The organism is Alteromonas sp. CI.11.F.A3 (genome assembly GCF_032925565.1).
Classification (GTDB): Bacteria; Pseudomonadota; Gammaproteobacteria; order Enterobacterales; family Alteromonadaceae; genus Alteromonas.
Genome location: NZ_CP136708.1, coordinates 3,679,147 through 3,696,839, shown reverse-complemented (window position 1 = coordinate 3,696,839; position 17,693 = coordinate 3,679,147). Strand labels below are relative to the sequence as shown.

Sequence of the window (17,693 nt, the reverse complement as noted above, 5' to 3'; positions counted from 1 at the left end):
ATGAGTACTGTAAGTATGAGTAAAATGCTAATTTTTGGGGCACTCGGATTAGTCACTCTTTCCTTGTCAGCGCAAGAGTCTTCACCTGTAATGCGCAATGCTTCTTTGGAGCAATACGTAAGTAAATCTATAAATTCAAACCCTGAAATTCAGGCAAGTTGGAGACAACTGCAAATTGCCATGAAAGATGTCGACATTGCCAAATCAGGTTATTTGCCTTCTATTGACGTTCTAGCTTCTAGTGCCTATACCGAAAGAAATTATGGATTAGACCAAGATTACGCAGGTCACACTGCTGAAATTAGATTAACGCAATTACTTTACGATGGTTTTTTTACTTCTAGTGAAGTAAGTAGATTCAAGCAAGCTCAGGTAGTTCGCTACTATGAATTGATGGGCGAAATTGAACAAAAATCACTTGATACGTCATTAGCATATTTGGATGTGCAGCTATATCGAGAGTTACTCTCATTAGCTGAAAAAAACTTAATTACGCATGTGGACGTCTTCAAACAAATCGAAGAAAGTGTAATAGCTGGTGTGGGCAGAAGAGCGGACTTAGAACAAATTAGCGGTAGGCTTTCGCTGTCAGAGTCAAATGTATTAACTGAGCTGTCTAACCTTCACGATGTCACTGCTAGGTTTTTACGACTAGTAGGTGAAAAACCTGCAGAAGCATTAGCCGAGGTGTCTCTTTCTGAGGCTATGCCTGAATCGGTTAAAATGGATATTGAGTCTATCTTGTTAGCAGCGTATGAAACCAATCCGTCTTTCAATGCCACAATTTATAATATTGACGCACAGCGTTTCGCTATTGATAGCGCGAGAAGTCGTTACCATCCACAAATTAACCTCACCGCCAGTTATGGGGCGCAAACTCGAGATGAAGCAGCATTAAACAACACTATTTCAGAGGCCAGTGTTGGGGTTAACTTTTCGTACAATATCTACAACGGTGGTGCAGATAGGGCGGCAATTAGGCAAGCGTTGTCACAGGTAGATTTAGCAAAGGATTTAAGAGATAAAGCCTGTGTTGATATGCGCCAAACAATTCAAATTGCTCGTAACGATATTCAAAATATTAGCGAGCAACTCCCTTCATTAAATGCACACAGATTGTCTTCCGACAGAGTTAAATCGGCGTATATGGATCAGTTCACCATCGGCGAACGTTCACTTCTTGATTTGCTTGATTCAGAAAATGAGTATTACGAGTCGAGCAGAGCTTATGTACAAGCCACCTATACATTAGAAAAAGCGAGGGCACGGCTACTGGCTGCGTCGGGCGTTTTGGTTAAAGCGTTGGGTGTGAGTAGAAATGGTGTAGCAAGTGTAAGTGAATTAGCAGAAAAAGAGCTTCGTTACGATCCCAATCACGTGTGCCCAGCTACCCGTACATCGTTAGATGATGAGCGCAATATCTTAAAGCGAGATTCGGATTCAGACGGCATAGTCGATCTATGGGACGATTGCGTTAATTCCGCCCCCGGTGCTTTGGTGGATGATTTTGGCTGTGAAGCAAGCACACCTGAGCCTCAAGCCATGACACCCCAAGCCAGTGCTGCTGATTTCACCTTAGACGATGCACAAGTTTTAGCGTCATTTAGTATCAACATATCTTTTGCATCAAATTCATCCAAAATTTCGCCTGAGTATGTTTCATCACTTTCTCAAGTTATTGATGCGCTGGAAAAGCATGATAATGCCGGCGTTATTATTCACGGACATGCCTCGTTAGACGGAGATGCAGCATATAACCAACGCCTTTCAGAACAACGAGCAAGTGCTGTTGCCGCTTTATTAATTGAATCTACTGGCATAGATAGCCGTCGCATTACCTCGGTAGGCTATGGCGAAACGCGGCCTTTAGTTGATGAAGAATCAATAGCCGCAAATGCAAAAAATCGTCGAATTGAAGCGACGATAATCCAGCTTTAATTCGCAAAGGACGTGGAGGGTTAATGGTTCAGGGAGAAAATGGTGCGCTGTCTTATTTGGAAAATCAAGGTGGCGTGCTGATGGATTGCTTGATGATTATTTGTCGAGCACATAATATTTCGGTTTCTCGAGTAAGCCTACTCAGTGGTTTGCCGCTAGATAATGGTGAGTTATCTCCCACGGGCTTCGAGCGTGCCGCCCAACGTGCTGGTTTAGCAAGTCGTACTGCAAAAAGAGACATTACGCAGATTAACGATGCTTTGCTCCCTGCCGTGTTAATTATGGAAGGCAGACAAGCCTGCGTCTTACACGAATTAACCGATGATAGTGCGAAAGTGTCCTACCCAGAGTTAGACACCGCTGTGGTATCGGTAGAACGTGAAAAAGTCGCCTCCCAGTTCACCGGCTACATAATTTTCGCACGTCCGGTTTCCCAATCTGAAACGTCATCTGGCAAGGTTGAAAAAAGCCCTGTCGGTCATTGGCTTTGGTCATCAGTGAAATCTGCCTATGACTTATATCGTGATGTTCTACTGGCATCAATATTCATTAGCCTGTTATCGATAGCACTCCCGCTGTTTGTGATGAATGTATATGATCGTGTGGTGCCCAACGCGGCAATGGAGACATTGTGGGCACTAGCCATCGGTGTGCTTTTAGTATTAGCGGCAGATTTTCTCTTACGTGTCCTAAGACAATATTTTGTAGAGCTTGCCGCTAGTCGCTTAGATGTCACCATGTCTGCAAAGATTATGGAAAAAGTACTTTCAATCGATTTAACCAATAGGCCCGCCAAAAGTGGTGCGTTTATTAATAGCCTGCAATCTTTTGAGAGTATTCGTCACTTCTTTGGCTCACTGACCTTGGTCGCCTTGGTTGATTTGCCATTTGGTTTACTGTTTGTGTTTATCATCGCGATGATAGATATCTATCTCATCATCCCTATTTTATTGGGCACGGTCATTCTCTTTCTATATGCCCTAAAAGCACAGCGAGTCATGCGCTCATTGTCTGAAGAGTCGATGGAGATTAGCGCCAGAAAAAGTTCATTAATTACTGAAAGTGTTACTGCCCTTGAAGATTTAAAAGCCTTTGGATATCAGAGCCGAACGCAAAGTGCATGGGAAAAGCAAACCATCTTCTTGGCCAAAGTGAATGCTAAATTACGCTTGGTTTCTATGTCGGTTAACAACTCTGCACTATGGATTCAACAATCTGTTGGTGTAGTGATAATTCTTACCGGTGTGTACCTTATTATTGAAGGTGAAATTACCCAAGGTGGGCTGATAGCGGCGTACTTACTTTCAAGTCGGGCTATGGGGCCTGTATCTCAAGCTGCTGCGCTTTTAGCTCAGTATCATCAAGCTGAAACTGCGAAAAATGCGTTAGACGATATCATGTCACTGCCATCAGAAGGTGGTGACAACAAGCAGGTTAAAAACGCCAGCCAGTTAAGCGGAAACCTTGATATTAAGCAGCTTTGTTTTCGCTACCCTAATGAAAACGTCTTGGCACTTAAAGATATCAATTTTTCAATTAAGCAAGGTGAGCACGTTGCCATTCTGGGGAAGAATGGCTGCGGTAAATCTACATTGAATCGTTTACTGATGGGGTTCTATAAAGCCGAATCGGGTCAAGTGTTACTCGATGAGATTGACATGAATCAATACGATCCTGTTCTTCTTAGGCAAAACATAGGCTATGTACCGCAAGATGTGAATCTTTTCTCTGGCACGCTAAAAGAAAGTATATTGCCGGCACACCGAGGGGTAGATGACGAGAGGCTATGGGAAATCGCTAAGCAATGCGGCTTAGCGAAAGTCGTTAATAGTCACGGAAACGGTTTTGAACAGCAAGTTGGGGAAGGTGGGAAGCAATTGTCAGGTGGGCAACGCCAATCTGTTTCACTGGCCCGTGCACTGATTTACAACCCCGCGATGTTCATTATGGACGAACCTACTTCCGCTATGGATTCAGCGAATGAAGCCATGATGAAAGAAACTATTCGAGAAGCGATCAAAGGAAAAACATTTATCCTCAATACCCACCGCACTACGTTGCTGGATTTGGTCGACAGAGTCATTGTTATCGAAAACGGAAAAATAATTGCTGATGGTAAAAAAGAGGACGTTCTACCTCAGTTTAAGCCGGTACCCGCTAAGCAAAGGACGGCACAGTGAAAACTAAAAGTGACGACAAAAATAGTATACTACATAAGCTAGTTAGAGGTTGGCTAGCGCCCCCCTCGGGTCAAGATTGGGTACTTGAAGCTGAATGGGCCAGAATCATGCAAACTCCTGCAAAAGCTAAACGGCTTTTGTACAGCGTAGCAGTGGCCTTGCTCATATTGCTAATTTGGGCGTATTTTGCAGAGATAGACGAGGTTGCTAAAGGGGAAGGGAAAGTGATCCCTTCGCAACAGCTGCAAATCCTCCAATCATATGATGGTGGTATCGTTCAAGATATATTGGTGAATGAAGGCCAACAGGTACAAAAAGGCGAGGTATTACTTCGTGTCGACCCTACGCGCTACATTTCAAGTTTAGAAGAGAATACAACACAATTTGCCGCCCTTGCCGCCAAGGTGCAGCGCCTTTCAGCGTTAACGCACAATACTCGTTTAGCTTTCTCGCCCGATTTAGTTGAACAAGCTCCTAAAATTGTTGAAAACGAAAGAAAGCTTTTTGATTCAAATCTTGCTGAATTAAATGAAGTAGCAGCAGGCTCAGATAGTCGCATACAACAACGCAAACAAGATGTTGAACAAGAAAGAGCTAATCTATATCAATACAAGAGTGTGCTTTCGTTAACTGAAAAAGAATTAGGCGTTACCAAACCCTTGTTGGCTTCTGGTGCGGTGTCTGAAATTGAAATTTTACGATTAGAGCGACAAATTGTAGAACTTGAAGGAAACATAGCCATGTCACAAGTGGCTATCGAACGAGGCCTTTCCACCATCGAAGAAGAGGTTATTAGTAAAGAAGAAAGTAGGCTAAAACTCATCAATCGGTGGAATCAAGAATTAACCGATGCGGTGGGTGAAATGGCAACCCTTCAACAATCGCAAACCACGTTAGAAGATGTAGTCTCGCAAGCTGAACTCAGGTCGCCAATTAATGGCACGGTTCAGCGTCTACTAATTAACACCGTTGGTGGAGTGATTACACCGGGAAGTGCGGTCATTGAGCTCATTCCTCAAGACGACCAACTTATTGTAGAAGCGAAGGTTTCCCCTAAAGATATTGCGTTCATTCGAGGTGGGCAAAAAGCCATCTTAAAATTTAGCGCTTATGATTTCACTATATATGGTGGTATGGATGCTGAAGTAAAGCATATAAGCGCTGATGCAATTACCAATGAGAAAGATGAGACGTACTTCCTAGTCCGTCTAGAAACCAAGAGAACCATTGCTGATGCACCGCTAGATATCATGCCAGGCATGATTGTTCAGGTAGATATCTTGACTGGCAAAAAGACGGTGTTGAATTACATTCTGTCTCCACTTTTCACCGTTACGTCATCTGCACTTAGGGAGCGATAGATGAAGCATTACATTATGATTACATCCCAAAAGGCCCTTGATGTTGACGCAATAGATTGGGTTGAGTTTTCTGATATTGAAAATATACGTTGCGGGAAAGAAGACAGTATTTGGGTGTCGACATTTCATAAAAATTGGCGTGAAAATATTATTGCCGCTAGTGGGAAGTGTCGAAATGTTGTTTTATTGACATATCATTACGATAGGCCGGAAATGCAGACTGCGTTATTATTGGGCGCAAGGGCGTACTGTCATGCACTAGGCCAACCATCTCTCTTTGAATCGGTTAGCCGTGTGCTAAAAGAAGGCGGAATTTGGGTACCCAATGAGCTTTATGTGAATACAACGTCAGCTGTTGCGACCACGCTGAGTTTAAAAGTAAAAGTACCTGAAATCGCGACATTAACGGCGCGGGAAAAAGATGTACTAACGGGAATTCTTGACGGGCTAAGCAACAAAGAAATTGCGCGAAATCTTGAGCTCACAGAAAGAACAATTAAAGAGCATGTTGGCTCGCTTTTAAAGAAGTTAAACGCAAAAGACAGAATTGGGCTGTTACTGTCTCTTGGCGAGTTTAGTCATTTAAAAGGTGCTCTATAACTTCAATATGTGATACCACGCCATCAACACCTAATTCGACAAATAGCTCTTTAGTGTTATTTGTTTTCACACCGTCAGCGTAAACATGAATGCCAAACGTATGAGCGAGTGAGCAGAAGCCTCTAATAAAGGCATGATTCGCAGGGTTGTGATCTATATCCGCCATAAAGGCAGAATCAATAACCACATAATCGAGTCCAATTTCTTGCACATTCATTAATTGAGAAAATGATTCTCCAACCCGTTTTAATCCGATGCCGCACCCTTTCGCTTTCAGCGTAGAGCAAAATGATTCGAACTCGTGAGGGAAGCGAGCCGCCGTAGATTCCCTTACTTCGAAGTTAAGTTGTGGGGCAATACTTTCGTTCATTTTCACTTGAAAATACAGTTGCGCTAAAGTTTCTTGATCAAGCAAAAACTGCTCAGAGCATAGAAAGGCAAACTTTGCCTTAGTTCGAGTTTTGCTAATATAAGAGAATAAGTGGCTGATGGTCGCTAGCTCTAACGCTGGCAGTAAGCCCAAATACCTCGCCCAGTGGGTATAATAGCCACTTTTTCTCAAGTCATTATCTATTTCAATTCCCGCCCAGCTTTGATAATGAACTAGTTTTCTTTCAGCATCTAATACCGGAAAGTTAAATGTCTCTACCGCTTGATTAGCAATACCTTCCTTAAGGAGTTTATTCCAACGGTTTTCTTCCACTAGCGAAATAGAGGTGTCGAGAGAGCCTTCTAAATATGGGTCACTCATCCTTCTATCTTCAGCGTCATCAAGTAATGTATCGAGGCGCATTAATGCCGATGAAGCATCATCTTCAGGGCGAAGCCGCACAACAGACTGATACAATTTCGGGTCGCCAGGCTCAGACAGTTCAGATAAGCAGGCACCATGAAGTGCTTCAGCAATTGTCACTACGTCATGAGCTTCCGTTAGTAGTATGGCAATTTCATTTTTCTGCATTCGAGCAACTCTGCTATCGGTGTAGTGATGATGGTGCTGTGCTAGGCATTCATTCACACTGGCGATAAATTGCAAAAGTCGCTTTCTACGGTTTTCTGGCCCCGAGCGAAGAAAGGCTTCTCGGCCCCCCACGACCCTCAGAAAAAATATACAATTCACACCTTCGGTATCTCTAAATGCCAACTGGCCTTTAAGAATAGAGATAAAATAGTCGCGGTTGGCTAATTCAGATTCAACATCAAACTGAGTTTTGTGGCGAAGAAGATCAAGACGTGTATTTTCCTCATCCATAATTCGTTGGGAATTACGTGCAAGGAAGTTCATGGCTTTAACTACGCGTTTTAATTCTAAGGTTCGTGGTTCACTTACTTGAACAAACTGCATTTGGCTGAAAGACTCAGCCTGCTCAACAACTTGGTCGAGAGGGCGCATAATAAGGCGTAAAAACCACGCACCGATAAGACCTGCCACCGTGCCCACAAGAGACAACCCCAATATTAACCGGAGTGTGGCTTTCCACATAGAGGCCACAGCAAAGCTAGTATCGGTTTGAACATTAACAACACCGTACTGGCCCCATCCTTCAGAGACTTGAGCTACGCCTGGTTCGACATTCGGACTAAACAATGAAGCAAACCAAGCCGGTGTTTGTTCATCTAGCTGTGTGGTGTGAGTATGGCTTGAGATGATTTCGCCATCAGGCTTTTGCAGTGTTATTGACGCATAGTGCCCCACATCAAACTGGGACATGATAAATAAATCTAGTGTATCAGCGTCTTTTTCTAAACCACTTAGCGTAAGTGCCAGCATGTTAGCATTATCGAGGTTTTTAGAATAAAGCTGCTCTTCTACATAGCCTTTTGTTGTTGCGCCGTGAATGGATACACTCCCCACAATGGCAACAAGGACAACGGCTATAATGGCAAGCCACAACTCTCTTGTTATTGACATAGACTCCTCAGGATTGTCTTTTTATTCCCTCACTTTTCATGCGCTCAATAACGTTGCGCCACCGAGATAGTCTACTGGTAGAAGTGGAAACCTGCTTGGTTTTGCCAGGCGACCAAATGCCAGCGTCATTAAAGCTAAATACAGGCATGAGATCGGTTCGTTGTGAACCAGGCAATATTTCAGAAACAAGGCTGTCTAAGACCAAGGGATCTGAAGACGGAGTTTCGTAATAACCTAATACCATATGAGCTTGCGTTACGCGGCTTCTACCAATCTTTGCTTTAACATAAATTAAGCGAAGTTTAGTACTATCAATGCCTAAGTGTAGCAGAGCTATATATTTTGCAATGGCGTAATCTTCACAATCTCCACGGGAATGGCCAAAAAGCTCGGCGGGGGTAGCCCAGTAGTCCTTTTGTTTGAAAACAATATCATCGGTGGCGTACTGAATATGCTCGTCAAAGAAGCGGTTCACACCTTCTAACTGAGTGGATACTGAAAGATTGTTTAGCTGACTTAGTTTTTCTTCTAACGCTTTGACATTTAGAGCTTTATCATCCCCAAAACGTGTTTTTACTTCCATTTCTAAAACGGGGAACTCTATAGACAGATGATCCTTCATTTGCTGTCCTGTCAACATAAGAGCTAAAACTACGAAGCAGTTTGACGCAAATATCGAAAGGGTCATGATTTATTTTTTTAATTATTTATTATACGAAAGTATAAGCACCTTATAGACGGTGCTCCTGTATTTATATATAGATATTCATACCTGAGTATAGGTATAGCATGGGGGAAATGTGAAACCAAGTACTACGTAGAAGAGAATTATTACGGTTACCGTTTAATAACGAAATCACTCTCTTGGATATTCGCAATAATGCCACTGTCTTTATGAATCAGTCTGGCGGTATTGCCATAGGCATTTTCGACAACAAATGCACCAGGATAAATATGGTACTGCAAATAGGCCTTGCCGTGTCTGTCGATAATCTCACTGGTTTGATAGACAAAAAGTTCATCACCGTTCTTTATGCCATTATCGCGCCCCAATGATACTGAAATATGCGAACCAGCAACATTAAGTACTCGGCCAGTCATTGGCTGGCAAGCAATAGTCTCGTTGATATCTGCGGTTAACTGCTGCATCTGCTTTTTAATTGCATTACCGTATTCTGTTCGCCAAAAGATCGATGAAAATTCGTCTACATCAGCAAATCTGTCAAAAGGCCACTTGGCTTCAGTAATGTAATCTTTCTGTAGCAGCAAGCCACTATTAATACCGTCGAAAACCTTAATGCTTAGCGAAAAGTATCGGGTGGCTTTTTCTTCCTTCCAGAACGCAAACGAAGAGGGTCGTTGTCTTTCGACACTAACGTCACTAATGCTACCAATTAAAACAAACTGTGCATTTGATTGTTGTGACAATGCACGCACATTTTCTTCAAGCCCATTAACTCCCCATCGTGTGGTGTGCGGAGCAATGTACGCTAAATTTAAATTCTGCGCCTGCGACGACATTTCGGTCGCTAGTTTTCTTGTCACTGCTTCTGAAAAGTTAGGTATCTTTCCTTCAACCAAATGATTGCGGTTCTCCACCATAAAGTAACTGGTGGCAATATTCTTATCGTACTTAACTGCGGTGCATTGTTTTGCCGCAGGAAAGATATCTGCCCTGACGCTTACGGTAACATAATCCTTGTGCCACACTTCATCAGTAAGCTCGAGATGATCCACTTCACCTGTACTACTAATGGTAATATCTTCACTTTCAAGTAACCCATTTGTGAGTTGCTGAACACTGCTTATCGAGGCACCTGCGAATAACAAAGCTTGTTTTAGGGCTTCTTCAGTGGCGTCTCTACGCGCTTTTTCTTTATTGCCATTTACAATGACGGCTTGGCCTTTGGCTTCATACCAGGCGGCATGGCTTTGCCCTATCGTTACTGTAGCAAGGCAAAACAGCGCCATGAAAAAGGCGACATTGGCGTATCTAGCTTGATATCTTCTTTTAACAGAAGAGATGCTAACTAAAAACAATTTAGCGAATGTTCGTATGCCAAGCACAGTCTTGTCCTTTTGTTGCAGTGCGATAAGGAGCACTACATCAGTTAATTTAGGTCAGTGTTCTTTTAAAACAGTTTCTTTTTAAGTTTTTGTGTCTATTTTTACTCTATTTTATATAAGCGAAATAGATGCCAATGTTTCAAATTTAAAATTTAGGCGTAAACATTGCTTATCCATTAATAGAAAAATTGAGAATGAGGTTTCTCTGATGGTGTTTTTTAAGAAATTGGTAAGTTGCCGAGCATGGATGATAGCGGCATTATTCGCTGCCCTGTCAGGTTTGCCAGGATGCAGTTTATTTGTAGATAAACATGTGGAATGGGAGACGGTTGAGCCAGACAGTTACCCTGTGCTAAGTGCTGTAGGCTATGCCCCTATTATGTCGCAACGGGGTGATAGCGAAACGGTGAAAACCTTGATGGCAATCAAAGCGTCAAAACTAGAGGCTTACAGAGAACTTGCAGAGCAGGTGTACGGACAACGTATTGAAGGTAATCAATCACTGTCTAGCCTTGTGGTGGATAATGAAACCTTACGGGCTTCTGTCGAGGGAGTCATTAGAGGGGCTAGGGTAATAAAAAGTTACCCCGTGGGTGAAGATACCTATGCCACCGAACTTGAACTAGATATGCATCGCGTTTACGACATTTATTTGACGACTGCGAAGCCACAAAGAATCAAAGACATTAAATACTACTAAGTATTTAGATGTATGGCTAAATAGCACTCACAAAAAAGCGCGTATTAAACGCGCTTTTTTGTATTCTTATTTTGACATTTTGTGACGAGTGCATTATTTAGGCGCTAATACCTGAACCTAAACGGCCAGCATTTGGCTTGCCTTTCTTATCGTAGGTTAACGACTCTTTAGCGCGAACTTCCAACATCAGATTCCGTAAGTGTGTGAGGCGAAGCTGTCCTTGCTCTACGGCTTTCTGATTAATTTGGGTTTTATACTTACAGTCTTCTAACAGACTTTTCGCTTTATCCATTAACCCTTGTTCATCTGCACTAATTGTTTCGTCTGTAGTTTGACGATATAAGGCCTCGACTTTTTGGTCGGCAGCCTGAATAGACTCTAATAGTGCAGACTTATCTTCTAACAGACTCATCAAGGTTTCTGCATCTCGTGAGCTAATCAAATGTAATTCTTTTTCCAGCAACAAGCACAGGCCCTCTAAATTAGCGACCTGTTGTGATAATGCTGAATAAAGATGACTAGTCATAAAAACCTAATTATTTGCGGCCAAAGATCTCACCCTCAAGCTTAGCGATTTTATTCGCTAACACTTCCGGGTTTACTCGGTATTCACCACTGGAAACCGCTTTTTTAAGACGGTCGACTTTTTCCTGATTAACAGGCGCTTCAGAACCTTTTTTCTGAACTTGATTCAACTGTTGTGCAGACTGAGTCAAAGATACTGAATCTTGTCGTGGTGCTTGAGCAACAGAAGCATTGTTAGAAGTCGCTTGTTGCTGTTGCGACTGCTGTGTCTGATTCTGTTGCGAAATTTTAGTATTATCAACGGGAGTTTTTGGTAACCCATTGTTTACATTGTTAATTGCCATAATATTTCTCCACTACCTTTTCGCCTCTGTATAAGTTATCGGCACAAGCCTTCTTTTCTTTAGGCTTTTATACAACGAAAACGTAGTTTTTTAGCACGCTGAACTACAAGTGTACCACGACTTCTTGAGCGCTGGCGACTTCCGCTATGACAGGCTTTTGGCTACTGGCATTGAGTACCTTTATGGTATCGCCAATAACACCATCTTGCTGTGCTATTCCTGATGTTTTAACCGCCATTCCACCAAGTGATGCGCGAATGGTAATTCTATCGCCTTTGCACACAAAGCATAGCATATTGGATTGCACAGCTTGGCCATCAACAATTCGACGCTTCATTCGAGCGCCAATTAATGCATCTACATCGGTAAAAGCACTATAACGAAGGCGCTTTATATCTACCGATGCCAGCGTTAAATTAGACGCAGAGAGCACGGTGCCCGGGCTAACCGCGCCAGATGTAACCACAATTTCTTTCGTTCTCGTGACTTGGGCACTGGTAAACAAGTACCAATCATTATTTCCACAACTTACCCGCACCGAAACATACGATTGGTTCAACGATTCATCAGACGCATGAAATTGAAATCCTGTGGGGCACTGAGGAATATTAATTCTTTCGTCTACTTCAGCAATGCTCACAGCAATATCGGTGTTTTCATCGTGTATACTAAGCGCCGACAACAGGTATTCTTCTGCGCCCTTATTCACTACATCGTGCATTGTTTCAGCGTAACTGTAAGGCGCTAAAGCAACGGCCACCACAACAGTGAAAAGTGGCAGACGAACTCCTGTAAGCCAAGATTTTACGTTTTTTAAATTTTTCATAGTCACTTTTCGTGTTCACTTACTGAGTTATTGTCTATGCTTATAAGACAAATTAGGTTGAGACAATAACTTGCGTACGTCCGTGATTAAGTTGTACATGCAGCGAAACCGTCATTTTTCTGTCGTTTGACCTGCATACATTTAGTGATATTGTCTATTCTCTTTAGTGAAGGCAATGATCATGCCCAGTATTAAAAAGAGGTGAGATATGTCGGGAATTTTAGACTCGGTTAACCAACGAACCCAATTAGTTGGTCAAAACCGTCTTGAGTTATTGTTGTTCAGGCTTAATGGCCGTCAACGCTTTGGTATAAACGTGTTTAAAGTACGTGAAGTGCTCCAGTGTCCACCACTGACTTCAATGCCGAAGTTGAACTCGCTAGTTCGCGGAATAGCACATATTCGTGGGCAAACTATTTCTGTAATCGATTTAAGCATGGCGACGGGGGGTAAGCGTATTGAAGATTTATCAAACGCGTTTATCGTTATTGCTGAATACAACCGTTCTGTACAAGGTTTTTTAGTGGGCGCTGTAGAGCGCATTATTAATACCAACTGGGATGCCATCATGCCGCCTCCTCAAGGGACCGGCCGAGCGAGTTATTTAACCGCTGTTACTGAAGTAGAAAACGAATTAATTGAAATTCTCGACGTAGAAAAAATCCTCAATGAAATTTCACCGCTTAATGCAGAAGTAAGCGCCGATGTTGCTGAAGGGCTTTCTACGGAAGGTAAAGAAGACAAAATTATCTTCATTGCAGACGACTCAGCCGTGGCAAGAAACCAGGTCAAAAAAGCGCTAACCTCACTTGGGTTAGAAATTGAGCTGGCAAAGAATGGTTTAGAAGCGTTAAACCGCTTGAAGGAAATCGCTGAAGAATATGGTGATATTACCAAGCGAATTGGGGTGCTAGTGTCTGACATAGAAATGCCAGAGATGGACGGTTACACCCTTACGGCGGAAATCAAAAATACACCAGAACTTCAGAAGCTTCATGTTGTACTTCACACTTCTTTGAGTGGCGTATTCAATCAAGCCATGGTTCAGAAAGTGGGAGCGGATGACTTTATTGCGAAATTTCACCCCGATGAACTAGCGACAGCAGTTCAGAAGTGGTTAATGACGGATTGTGAATAACGGAGCGGTAGGGGTTGGATAATAAAAATGTGTCGCCGGCAAGCTATGAAAAGTTTCGGCACTTCCTCGAGAAACAATGTGGAATAGTACTCGGGGAAAACAAGCAATACCTTGTAAGAAGCAGGCTTGCGTCTTTGTTATATAAGCATGACTATGACAATACTGATGCGCTTATTGATGTAGTGGTAAAGGGTTACGATCGTAACCTTTTACAAAGCGTCATCGATGCGATGACCACAAATGAAACATTGTGGTTTAGAGATACCTATCCATTTGAGTTGCTACAACGCGATTTACTTCCTCAACTAGCAACGAAAAATCAAAAGCTTAGAATTTGGAGTGCAGCTTGTTCGTCTGGACAAGAGCCTTACTCTATTGCTATGTCCATTCTAGAGTTTCAAAAACAGCGACCAGGATTGCTTAGGCAAGGGGTTGAAATTATAGCCACTGACCTTTCTTCTGAAATGCTAAATAAGTGTAGCCAAGGGCTATATGATGAACTTTCGCTAGCGAGAGGGTTATCGCCACAACGCAGGGCTATGTTTTTCCAGCCTCATGAAAGTGGGCAAATGCAGGTTAAGCCAGAAGTGCGCAACATGGTTTCATTCAGAAGTTTGAATTTGTTAACCTCCTATGCAGCACTTGGCCGCTTTGACATCGTTTTTTGCCGCAATGTGCTGATTTATTTTTCGGCAGATGTGAAACAAAAGATACTGCAACAAATTGCCGGACAGCTGCAACCTGCCGGTGTCCTTTTCCTTGGCGCGTCTGAATCTATCAGTGCGGCAAGCGATACATATGCCATGATCAAATGTAATCCTGGCTTGTACTACCAAAAGAAATAACCATATAACGTACTGAATTTTATGTAATAGTTCAGGTTTTCACCGGTTCATCCCTCTTTTTTATACAGTGCCAATCTTCAGGTTGGCATCTGCCTTGCTAGTAAAATTCTATAATAGTTAATTCGTCATTCTTTATTCACGACGTATTTTTGGAATTTCGCAGCTAGGAGTTTTCAATATGGCCATTAATCTCGACAAGTTAGTCGGGTTTCATCAGTCGGCGTTAGCAATACGCACCGACAGAATGGAAGTCATTTCTGGAAACCTAGCGAACGCCAATACCCCTGGTTATAAAGCTAAAGACATCGACTTTAATAAAGCGATGGAGTCAGCCATGAGCGCCCAAGAAGGGCAGCACAAATTAGGTGGTGGTAGCTTAGCAAGAACACACGATAAACACATAGGTGGCGATATATCGTCGGTAGCATCAAATTTTGAAATGCAATACCGCATACCCACTCAACCGGATACCGGAGACGGCAATACGGTAGAAGTACAGGCAGAACGTAACCGCTTTTTAGATAACGGTTTACGCTATCAAGCCACACTTGAGTTTATTAATAGTAAAGTTAAAGGTATGAAAAAAGCCCTTAGTTCTGGAGGCCAGTAATCATGAGCTTATTTAATGTGATGTCAATTTCCAGTACCGGTATGGAAGCTGAAAATGTTCGTTTAAACACCACCGCGAGTAACATTGCTAACGCGAACTCGGTAAGCAGTAGTTATGACGAAACGTACCGTGCAAGACATCCTGTGTTTGCCGCTGAGTTACAGCGAGCCATGGGCGATCAAAGCAAGGGTGTGGGTGTTGAAGTTAAGGGAATTGTAGAAAGCGATGCGCCTTTGCAAGTTGAGTATGCTCCGCATAACCCAATGGCTGACGAAGAGGGTTATATTTATAAGCCGAACGTAAACATCGTTGAAGAAATGGCAAATATGATGTCGGCGTCAAAAGCCTATGAAACCAACGTTCAGGTTGCTGATACCACCAAACGGATATTCCGTCGGGTACTGCAGCTAGGACAAGGGCAATAAGTTGCCGCATAGGTAATGTGAGGAAAATACTGTGACCACAATTAACAACACCACTGGCCTGAACAACGAACTCTACTGGCAAGAAGAGACGGTTCCGGTTGTCGATGGAACAGAGCAGCAGCTTTCGCAAGAAGACTTTTTTGCCATGTTAACCGAGCAATTAGCGAATCAGGATCCTACTAAACCAGTAGATAACGATCAGATGGTAGCGCAAATGACATCATTCACTATGGCTGACGGTATTTCTCAGTTGAATGATAAGTTCGAGTCATTCGCCGCCTCGATGACATCTAACCAGGCATTGCAAGCATCCAGCTTAATAGGTCAGAACGTGTTAGTGCAGGGCAACGTAGGGCATATGTCTAGCGACGCTGCTGGGGTATCGGGTGTTGTGGTTAATGAGCAAAGCGTCCAAAACATGACGATAACCGTTGAAAATCAATACGGTGAAGTGATTAAGACCATTGATGCTGGCACACAAGCCGCTGGCAACATTCAGTTTGAATGGGATGGCAAAGATACCCAAGGCAATGATATGCCAGCGGGCGACTATGTAATCAGTGCTACAGGCGAATTAAACGGTGAAGGCGTTCAATTGAATACTGCCATTAATCGTCATGTAGGAAGTGTTAGCTTGGCCGGTAGTGGTCAGGGCGTAATTTTAAATTTAGATGGCGAAGTCAGCATTAGTCTTGACGACGTTATTCAAATCGGCAGTTAGCAGGAGAAAGAAGCATGTCTTTTAATATTGCACTAAGTGGCGTAGCTGCCGCACAAAAAGATTTAGATGTAACCGCGAATAACATCGCAAACGTGAATACTGTTGGCTTTAAAGAGTCTCGAGCTGAATTCGGCGACGTGTACGCCACATCATTATTGGCTGGAAGTAAAACCAAGGTGGGCGACGGTGTTTTGACACAAGATGTAGCTCAGCAGTTTTCACAAGGTAGCTTACAGTTTACCAATACTGCACTTGATTTAGCGATTACTGGTAATGGTTTCTTTGCCACGGTTCCTGATGAAACCTCACGAGACTTCTCGTTTACCCGTGCCGGTCAATTCAAGTTAGATGATGACAATTATGTGGTTAACAGTAACGGCGACTTACTTTTAGGTTTCCCCGTTAACTCAGACTCTACCAGCTCATCGGTTGCATTAAGTACTACAGAGCCAGTACAAATCCCAGATTCATCAGGTTCTCCAGCACAAACCTCAGAAGTTGATATCCGTATGAACTTACCTGCAGGTGATCAGGGGTTAGATCCAGCAGCATTTGACCCACAAGATCCACTTACCTACAATGCGGCAACCTCGGTAACAGTTTACGACTCATTAGGCGACAGCCATGTGATGACTTATTACTTCGTTAAAGATGTGGCGGCAGACAATGAATGGTATGTGGCGACAGCGGTAGACGATCAACTTACTGATTTAGTGAATTCTACCGGTACTGATTCCGACCCTACTACAGCGGTAAACTCGTTGGGTACTAACACAGGTAACGGTGTTACAGCAGCTAAACTTGTGTTTTCTCAAGGTGGTGACTTTATTGGAATTGAATCACCAGATGGCATTCAAACTACCGATTATAAACTAACGACTGAAGCGCTTGGTTCTGCTTTATCAAACGGCGCGGATGCGACGCAGCAAATTGGTATCGATTTCAACTTAGACCCTTCAAATGCGACTACTGTTGAGCCTACACAATACGCATCGGCATTCGAAGTTACGTCATTAGAGCAAGATGGTTTGCCAGTTGGTCGATTAACAGGTATTGATATTGGCCCAGATGGTTTGGTTCGAGCGACGTTTTCAAACGGTACGTCTGAGCCTATCGTACGTGTGGCGTTAGTGAGATTTGCCAATGAGCAGGGCTTAACCCAGCAAAGCAGCACTGAGTGGAAAGAAAGTATTCTCTCTGGTGAAGCATTAGCGGGTGAAGCAACTACCGGTACGTTTGGTGAGATTAACTCATCAGCGCTAGAGCAAGCTAACGTAAACCTAACCACTGAGCTTATCGATATGATTATTGCACAGCGGAACTTCCAGGCTAACTCTCGAGCACTTGAAGTGAACAACTCACTTAACCAGACTATCCTGAACATCCGATAAACAGTGATGTTTAACTAAAAAAAACCGCAACTTTGTTGCGGTTTTTTTGTATCCACTTCTATTTGTGCATGTTGGCACTGGGATTGCAAAACCTGTATATGGTTTAACCA

At 43.0% G+C, this 17,693-nt stretch carries 17 protein-coding genes; 11 read left to right on the top strand and 6 right to left on the bottom strand.

What is annotated here, in order from left to right:
- Positions 1-15: 15 nt before the first annotated feature.
- The 4 genes from R1T43_RS15995 to R1T43_RS15980 are packed head-to-tail and all read left to right on the top strand — an operon-like array spanning position 16 to position 6,079.
- Positions 16-1,938: a TolC family outer membrane protein gene (locus R1T43_RS15995; protein WP_317350337.1), complete on the top strand. Its 1,923-nt coding sequence runs from the start codon at positions 16-18 to the stop codon at positions 1,936-1,938.
- A gap of 23 nt (positions 1,939-1,961) precedes the next feature.
- On the top strand, positions 1,962-4,118 hold the full coding sequence (locus R1T43_RS15990) for a type I secretion system permease/ATPase (RefSeq protein ID WP_317350336.1): 2,157 nt from the start codon (positions 1,962-1,964) through the stop codon (positions 4,116-4,118).
- Positions 4,115-5,479: an HlyD family type I secretion periplasmic adaptor subunit gene (locus tag R1T43_RS15985; protein ID WP_317350335.1), complete on the top strand. Its 1,365-nt coding sequence runs from the start codon at positions 4,115-4,117 to the stop codon at positions 5,477-5,479. Before R1T43_RS15990 ends, R1T43_RS15985 begins: the two co-directional genes overlap by 4 nt.
- Positions 5,480-6,079 (top strand): response regulator transcription factor, encoded by a 600-nt coding sequence (locus R1T43_RS15980; protein WP_317350334.1) that lies wholly within the window; start codon positions 5,480-5,482, stop codon positions 6,077-6,079.
- Here R1T43_RS15980 and R1T43_RS15975 read toward each other — a convergent pair.
- The 3 genes from R1T43_RS15975 to R1T43_RS15965 all read right to left on the bottom strand — a co-directional run bounded on the left by R1T43_RS15975 (position 6,054) and on the right by R1T43_RS15965 (position 10,058).
- Entirely contained in the window at positions 6,054-7,991 is a 1,938-nt protein-coding gene (locus R1T43_RS15975; RefSeq protein WP_317350333.1) for a LapD/MoxY N-terminal periplasmic domain-containing protein, read from the bottom strand. The two genes, R1T43_RS15980 and R1T43_RS15975, sit on opposite strands and share 26 nt — an antisense overlap.
- A gap of 7 nt (positions 7,992-7,998) precedes the next feature.
- Positions 7,999-8,613, bottom strand: coding sequence for a transglutaminase-like cysteine peptidase (locus R1T43_RS15970; protein WP_317350332.1), 615 nt, complete (start codon positions 8,611-8,613; stop codon positions 7,999-8,001).
- Positions 8,614-8,828: 215 nt separating this feature from the next.
- Positions 8,829-10,058, bottom strand: coding sequence for a flagellar assembly protein T N-terminal domain-containing protein (locus R1T43_RS15965; protein ID WP_317350331.1), 1,230 nt, complete (start codon positions 10,056-10,058; stop codon positions 8,829-8,831).
- A gap of 247 nt (positions 10,059-10,305) precedes the next feature.
- Here R1T43_RS15965 and R1T43_RS15960 point away from each other — a divergent pair, with 247 nt between their 5' ends.
- Positions 10,306-10,758 (top strand): LPP20 family lipoprotein, encoded by a 453-nt coding sequence (locus tag R1T43_RS15960; protein ID WP_317355882.1) that lies wholly within the window; start codon positions 10,306-10,308, stop codon positions 10,756-10,758.
- 97 nt (positions 10,759-10,855) lie between these two features.
- Here R1T43_RS15960 and flgN read toward each other — a convergent pair whose 3' ends face one another.
- The 3 genes from flgN to flgA form a co-directional block, all read right to left on the bottom strand.
- Positions 10,856-11,284 (bottom strand): flagellar export chaperone FlgN, encoded by a 429-nt coding sequence (gene flgN, locus R1T43_RS15955; protein ID WP_211071116.1) that lies wholly within the window; start codon positions 11,282-11,284, stop codon positions 10,856-10,858.
- Positions 11,285-11,294: 10 nt separating this feature from the next.
- Positions 11,295-11,627 carry a flagellar biosynthesis anti-sigma factor FlgM gene (flgM, locus tag R1T43_RS15950; protein WP_208804205.1) on the bottom strand — a complete coding sequence of 111 codons (333 nt, stop codon included), beginning with the start codon at positions 11,625-11,627 and terminating at the stop codon, positions 11,295-11,297.
- Positions 11,628-11,730: 103 nt separating this feature from the next.
- Positions 11,731-12,453 carry a flagellar basal body P-ring formation chaperone FlgA gene (gene flgA / locus R1T43_RS15945; RefSeq protein WP_211071117.1) on the bottom strand — a complete coding sequence of 241 codons (723 nt, stop codon included), beginning with the start codon at positions 12,451-12,453 and terminating at the stop codon, positions 11,731-11,733.
- A 208-nt stretch (positions 12,454-12,661) separates the two neighbouring features.
- On the opposite strand from flgA, the gene R1T43_RS15940 reads away from it, so the two are divergent.
- The 6 genes from R1T43_RS15940 (at position 12,662) to flgE (ending at position 17,583) form a co-directional block, all read left to right on the top strand.
- Positions 12,662-13,591: a chemotaxis protein CheV gene (locus tag R1T43_RS15940; RefSeq protein WP_211071118.1), complete on the top strand. Its 930-nt coding sequence runs from the start codon at positions 12,662-12,664 to the stop codon at positions 13,589-13,591.
- 14 nt (positions 13,592-13,605) lie between these two features.
- Positions 13,606-14,436 (top strand): CheR family methyltransferase, encoded by an 831-nt coding sequence (locus R1T43_RS15935; RefSeq protein WP_208804209.1) that lies wholly within the window; start codon positions 13,606-13,608, stop codon positions 14,434-14,436.
- A 178-nt stretch (positions 14,437-14,614) separates the two neighbouring features.
- Positions 14,615-15,046, top strand: a complete 432-nt coding sequence (flgB, locus tag R1T43_RS15930; protein WP_211071119.1) for a flagellar basal body rod protein FlgB — start codon at positions 14,615-14,617, stop codon at positions 15,044-15,046.
- Positions 15,047-15,048: 2 nt separating this feature from the next.
- On the top strand, positions 15,049-15,471 hold the full coding sequence (flgC, locus tag R1T43_RS15925; RefSeq protein ID WP_013785149.1) for a flagellar basal body rod protein FlgC: 423 nt from the start codon (positions 15,049-15,051) through the stop codon (positions 15,469-15,471).
- A 31-nt stretch (positions 15,472-15,502) separates the two neighbouring features.
- Positions 15,503-16,192 (top strand): flagellar hook assembly protein FlgD, encoded by a 690-nt coding sequence (gene flgD, locus R1T43_RS15920; protein WP_013785148.1) that lies wholly within the window; start codon positions 15,503-15,505, stop codon positions 16,190-16,192.
- A 14-nt stretch (positions 16,193-16,206) separates the two neighbouring features.
- On the top strand, positions 16,207-17,583 hold the full coding sequence (flgE, locus tag R1T43_RS15915; protein WP_013785147.1) for a flagellar hook protein FlgE: 1,377 nt from the start codon (positions 16,207-16,209) through the stop codon (positions 17,581-17,583).
- Positions 17,584-17,693 lie beyond the last annotated feature (110 nt).

What these genes read in the sequence shown, in the direction of transcription:
- flgM (WP_208804205.1), bottom strand. Translation starts at nt 11,627, where the DNA reads ATGGCAATTAACAATGTAAACAATGGGTTACCAAAAACTCCCGTTGAT.
- R1T43_RS15980 (WP_317350334.1), top strand. Translation starts at nt 5,480, where the DNA reads ATGAAGCATTACATTATGATTACATCCCAAAAGGCCCTTGATGTTGAC.
- flgC (WP_013785149.1), top strand. Translation starts at nt 15,049, where the DNA reads ATGAGCTTATTTAATGTGATGTCAATTTCCAGTACCGGTATGGAAGCT.
- R1T43_RS15940 (WP_211071118.1), top strand. Translation starts at nt 12,662, where the DNA reads ATGTCGGGAATTTTAGACTCGGTTAACCAACGAACCCAATTAGTTGGT.
- R1T43_RS15990 (WP_317350336.1), top strand. Translation starts at nt 1,962, where the DNA reads ATGGTTCAGGGAGAAAATGGTGCGCTGTCTTATTTGGAAAATCAAGGT.
- R1T43_RS15970 (WP_317350332.1), bottom strand. Translation starts at nt 8,613, where the DNA reads ATGAAGGATCATCTGTCTATAGAGTTCCCCGTTTTAGAAATGGAAGTA.
- flgN (WP_211071116.1), bottom strand. Translation starts at nt 11,284, where the DNA reads ATGACTAGTCATCTTTATTCAGCATTATCACAACAGGTCGCTAATTTA.
- R1T43_RS15975 (WP_317350333.1), bottom strand. Translation starts at nt 7,991, where the DNA reads ATGTCAATAACAAGAGAGTTGTGGCTTGCCATTATAGCCGTTGTCCTT.
- flgA (WP_211071117.1), bottom strand. Translation starts at nt 12,453, where the DNA reads ATGAAAAATTTAAAAAACGTAAAATCTTGGCTTACAGGAGTTCGTCTG.
- flgB (WP_211071119.1), top strand. Translation starts at nt 14,615, where the DNA reads ATGGCCATTAATCTCGACAAGTTAGTCGGGTTTCATCAGTCGGCGTTA.
- R1T43_RS15960 (WP_317355882.1), top strand. Translation starts at nt 10,306, where the DNA reads ATGATAGCGGCATTATTCGCTGCCCTGTCAGGTTTGCCAGGATGCAGT.
- flgE (WP_013785147.1), top strand. Translation starts at nt 16,207, where the DNA reads ATGTCTTTTAATATTGCACTAAGTGGCGTAGCTGCCGCACAAAAAGAT.
- R1T43_RS15995 (WP_317350337.1), top strand. Translation starts at nt 16, where the DNA reads ATGAGTAAAATGCTAATTTTTGGGGCACTCGGATTAGTCACTCTTTCC.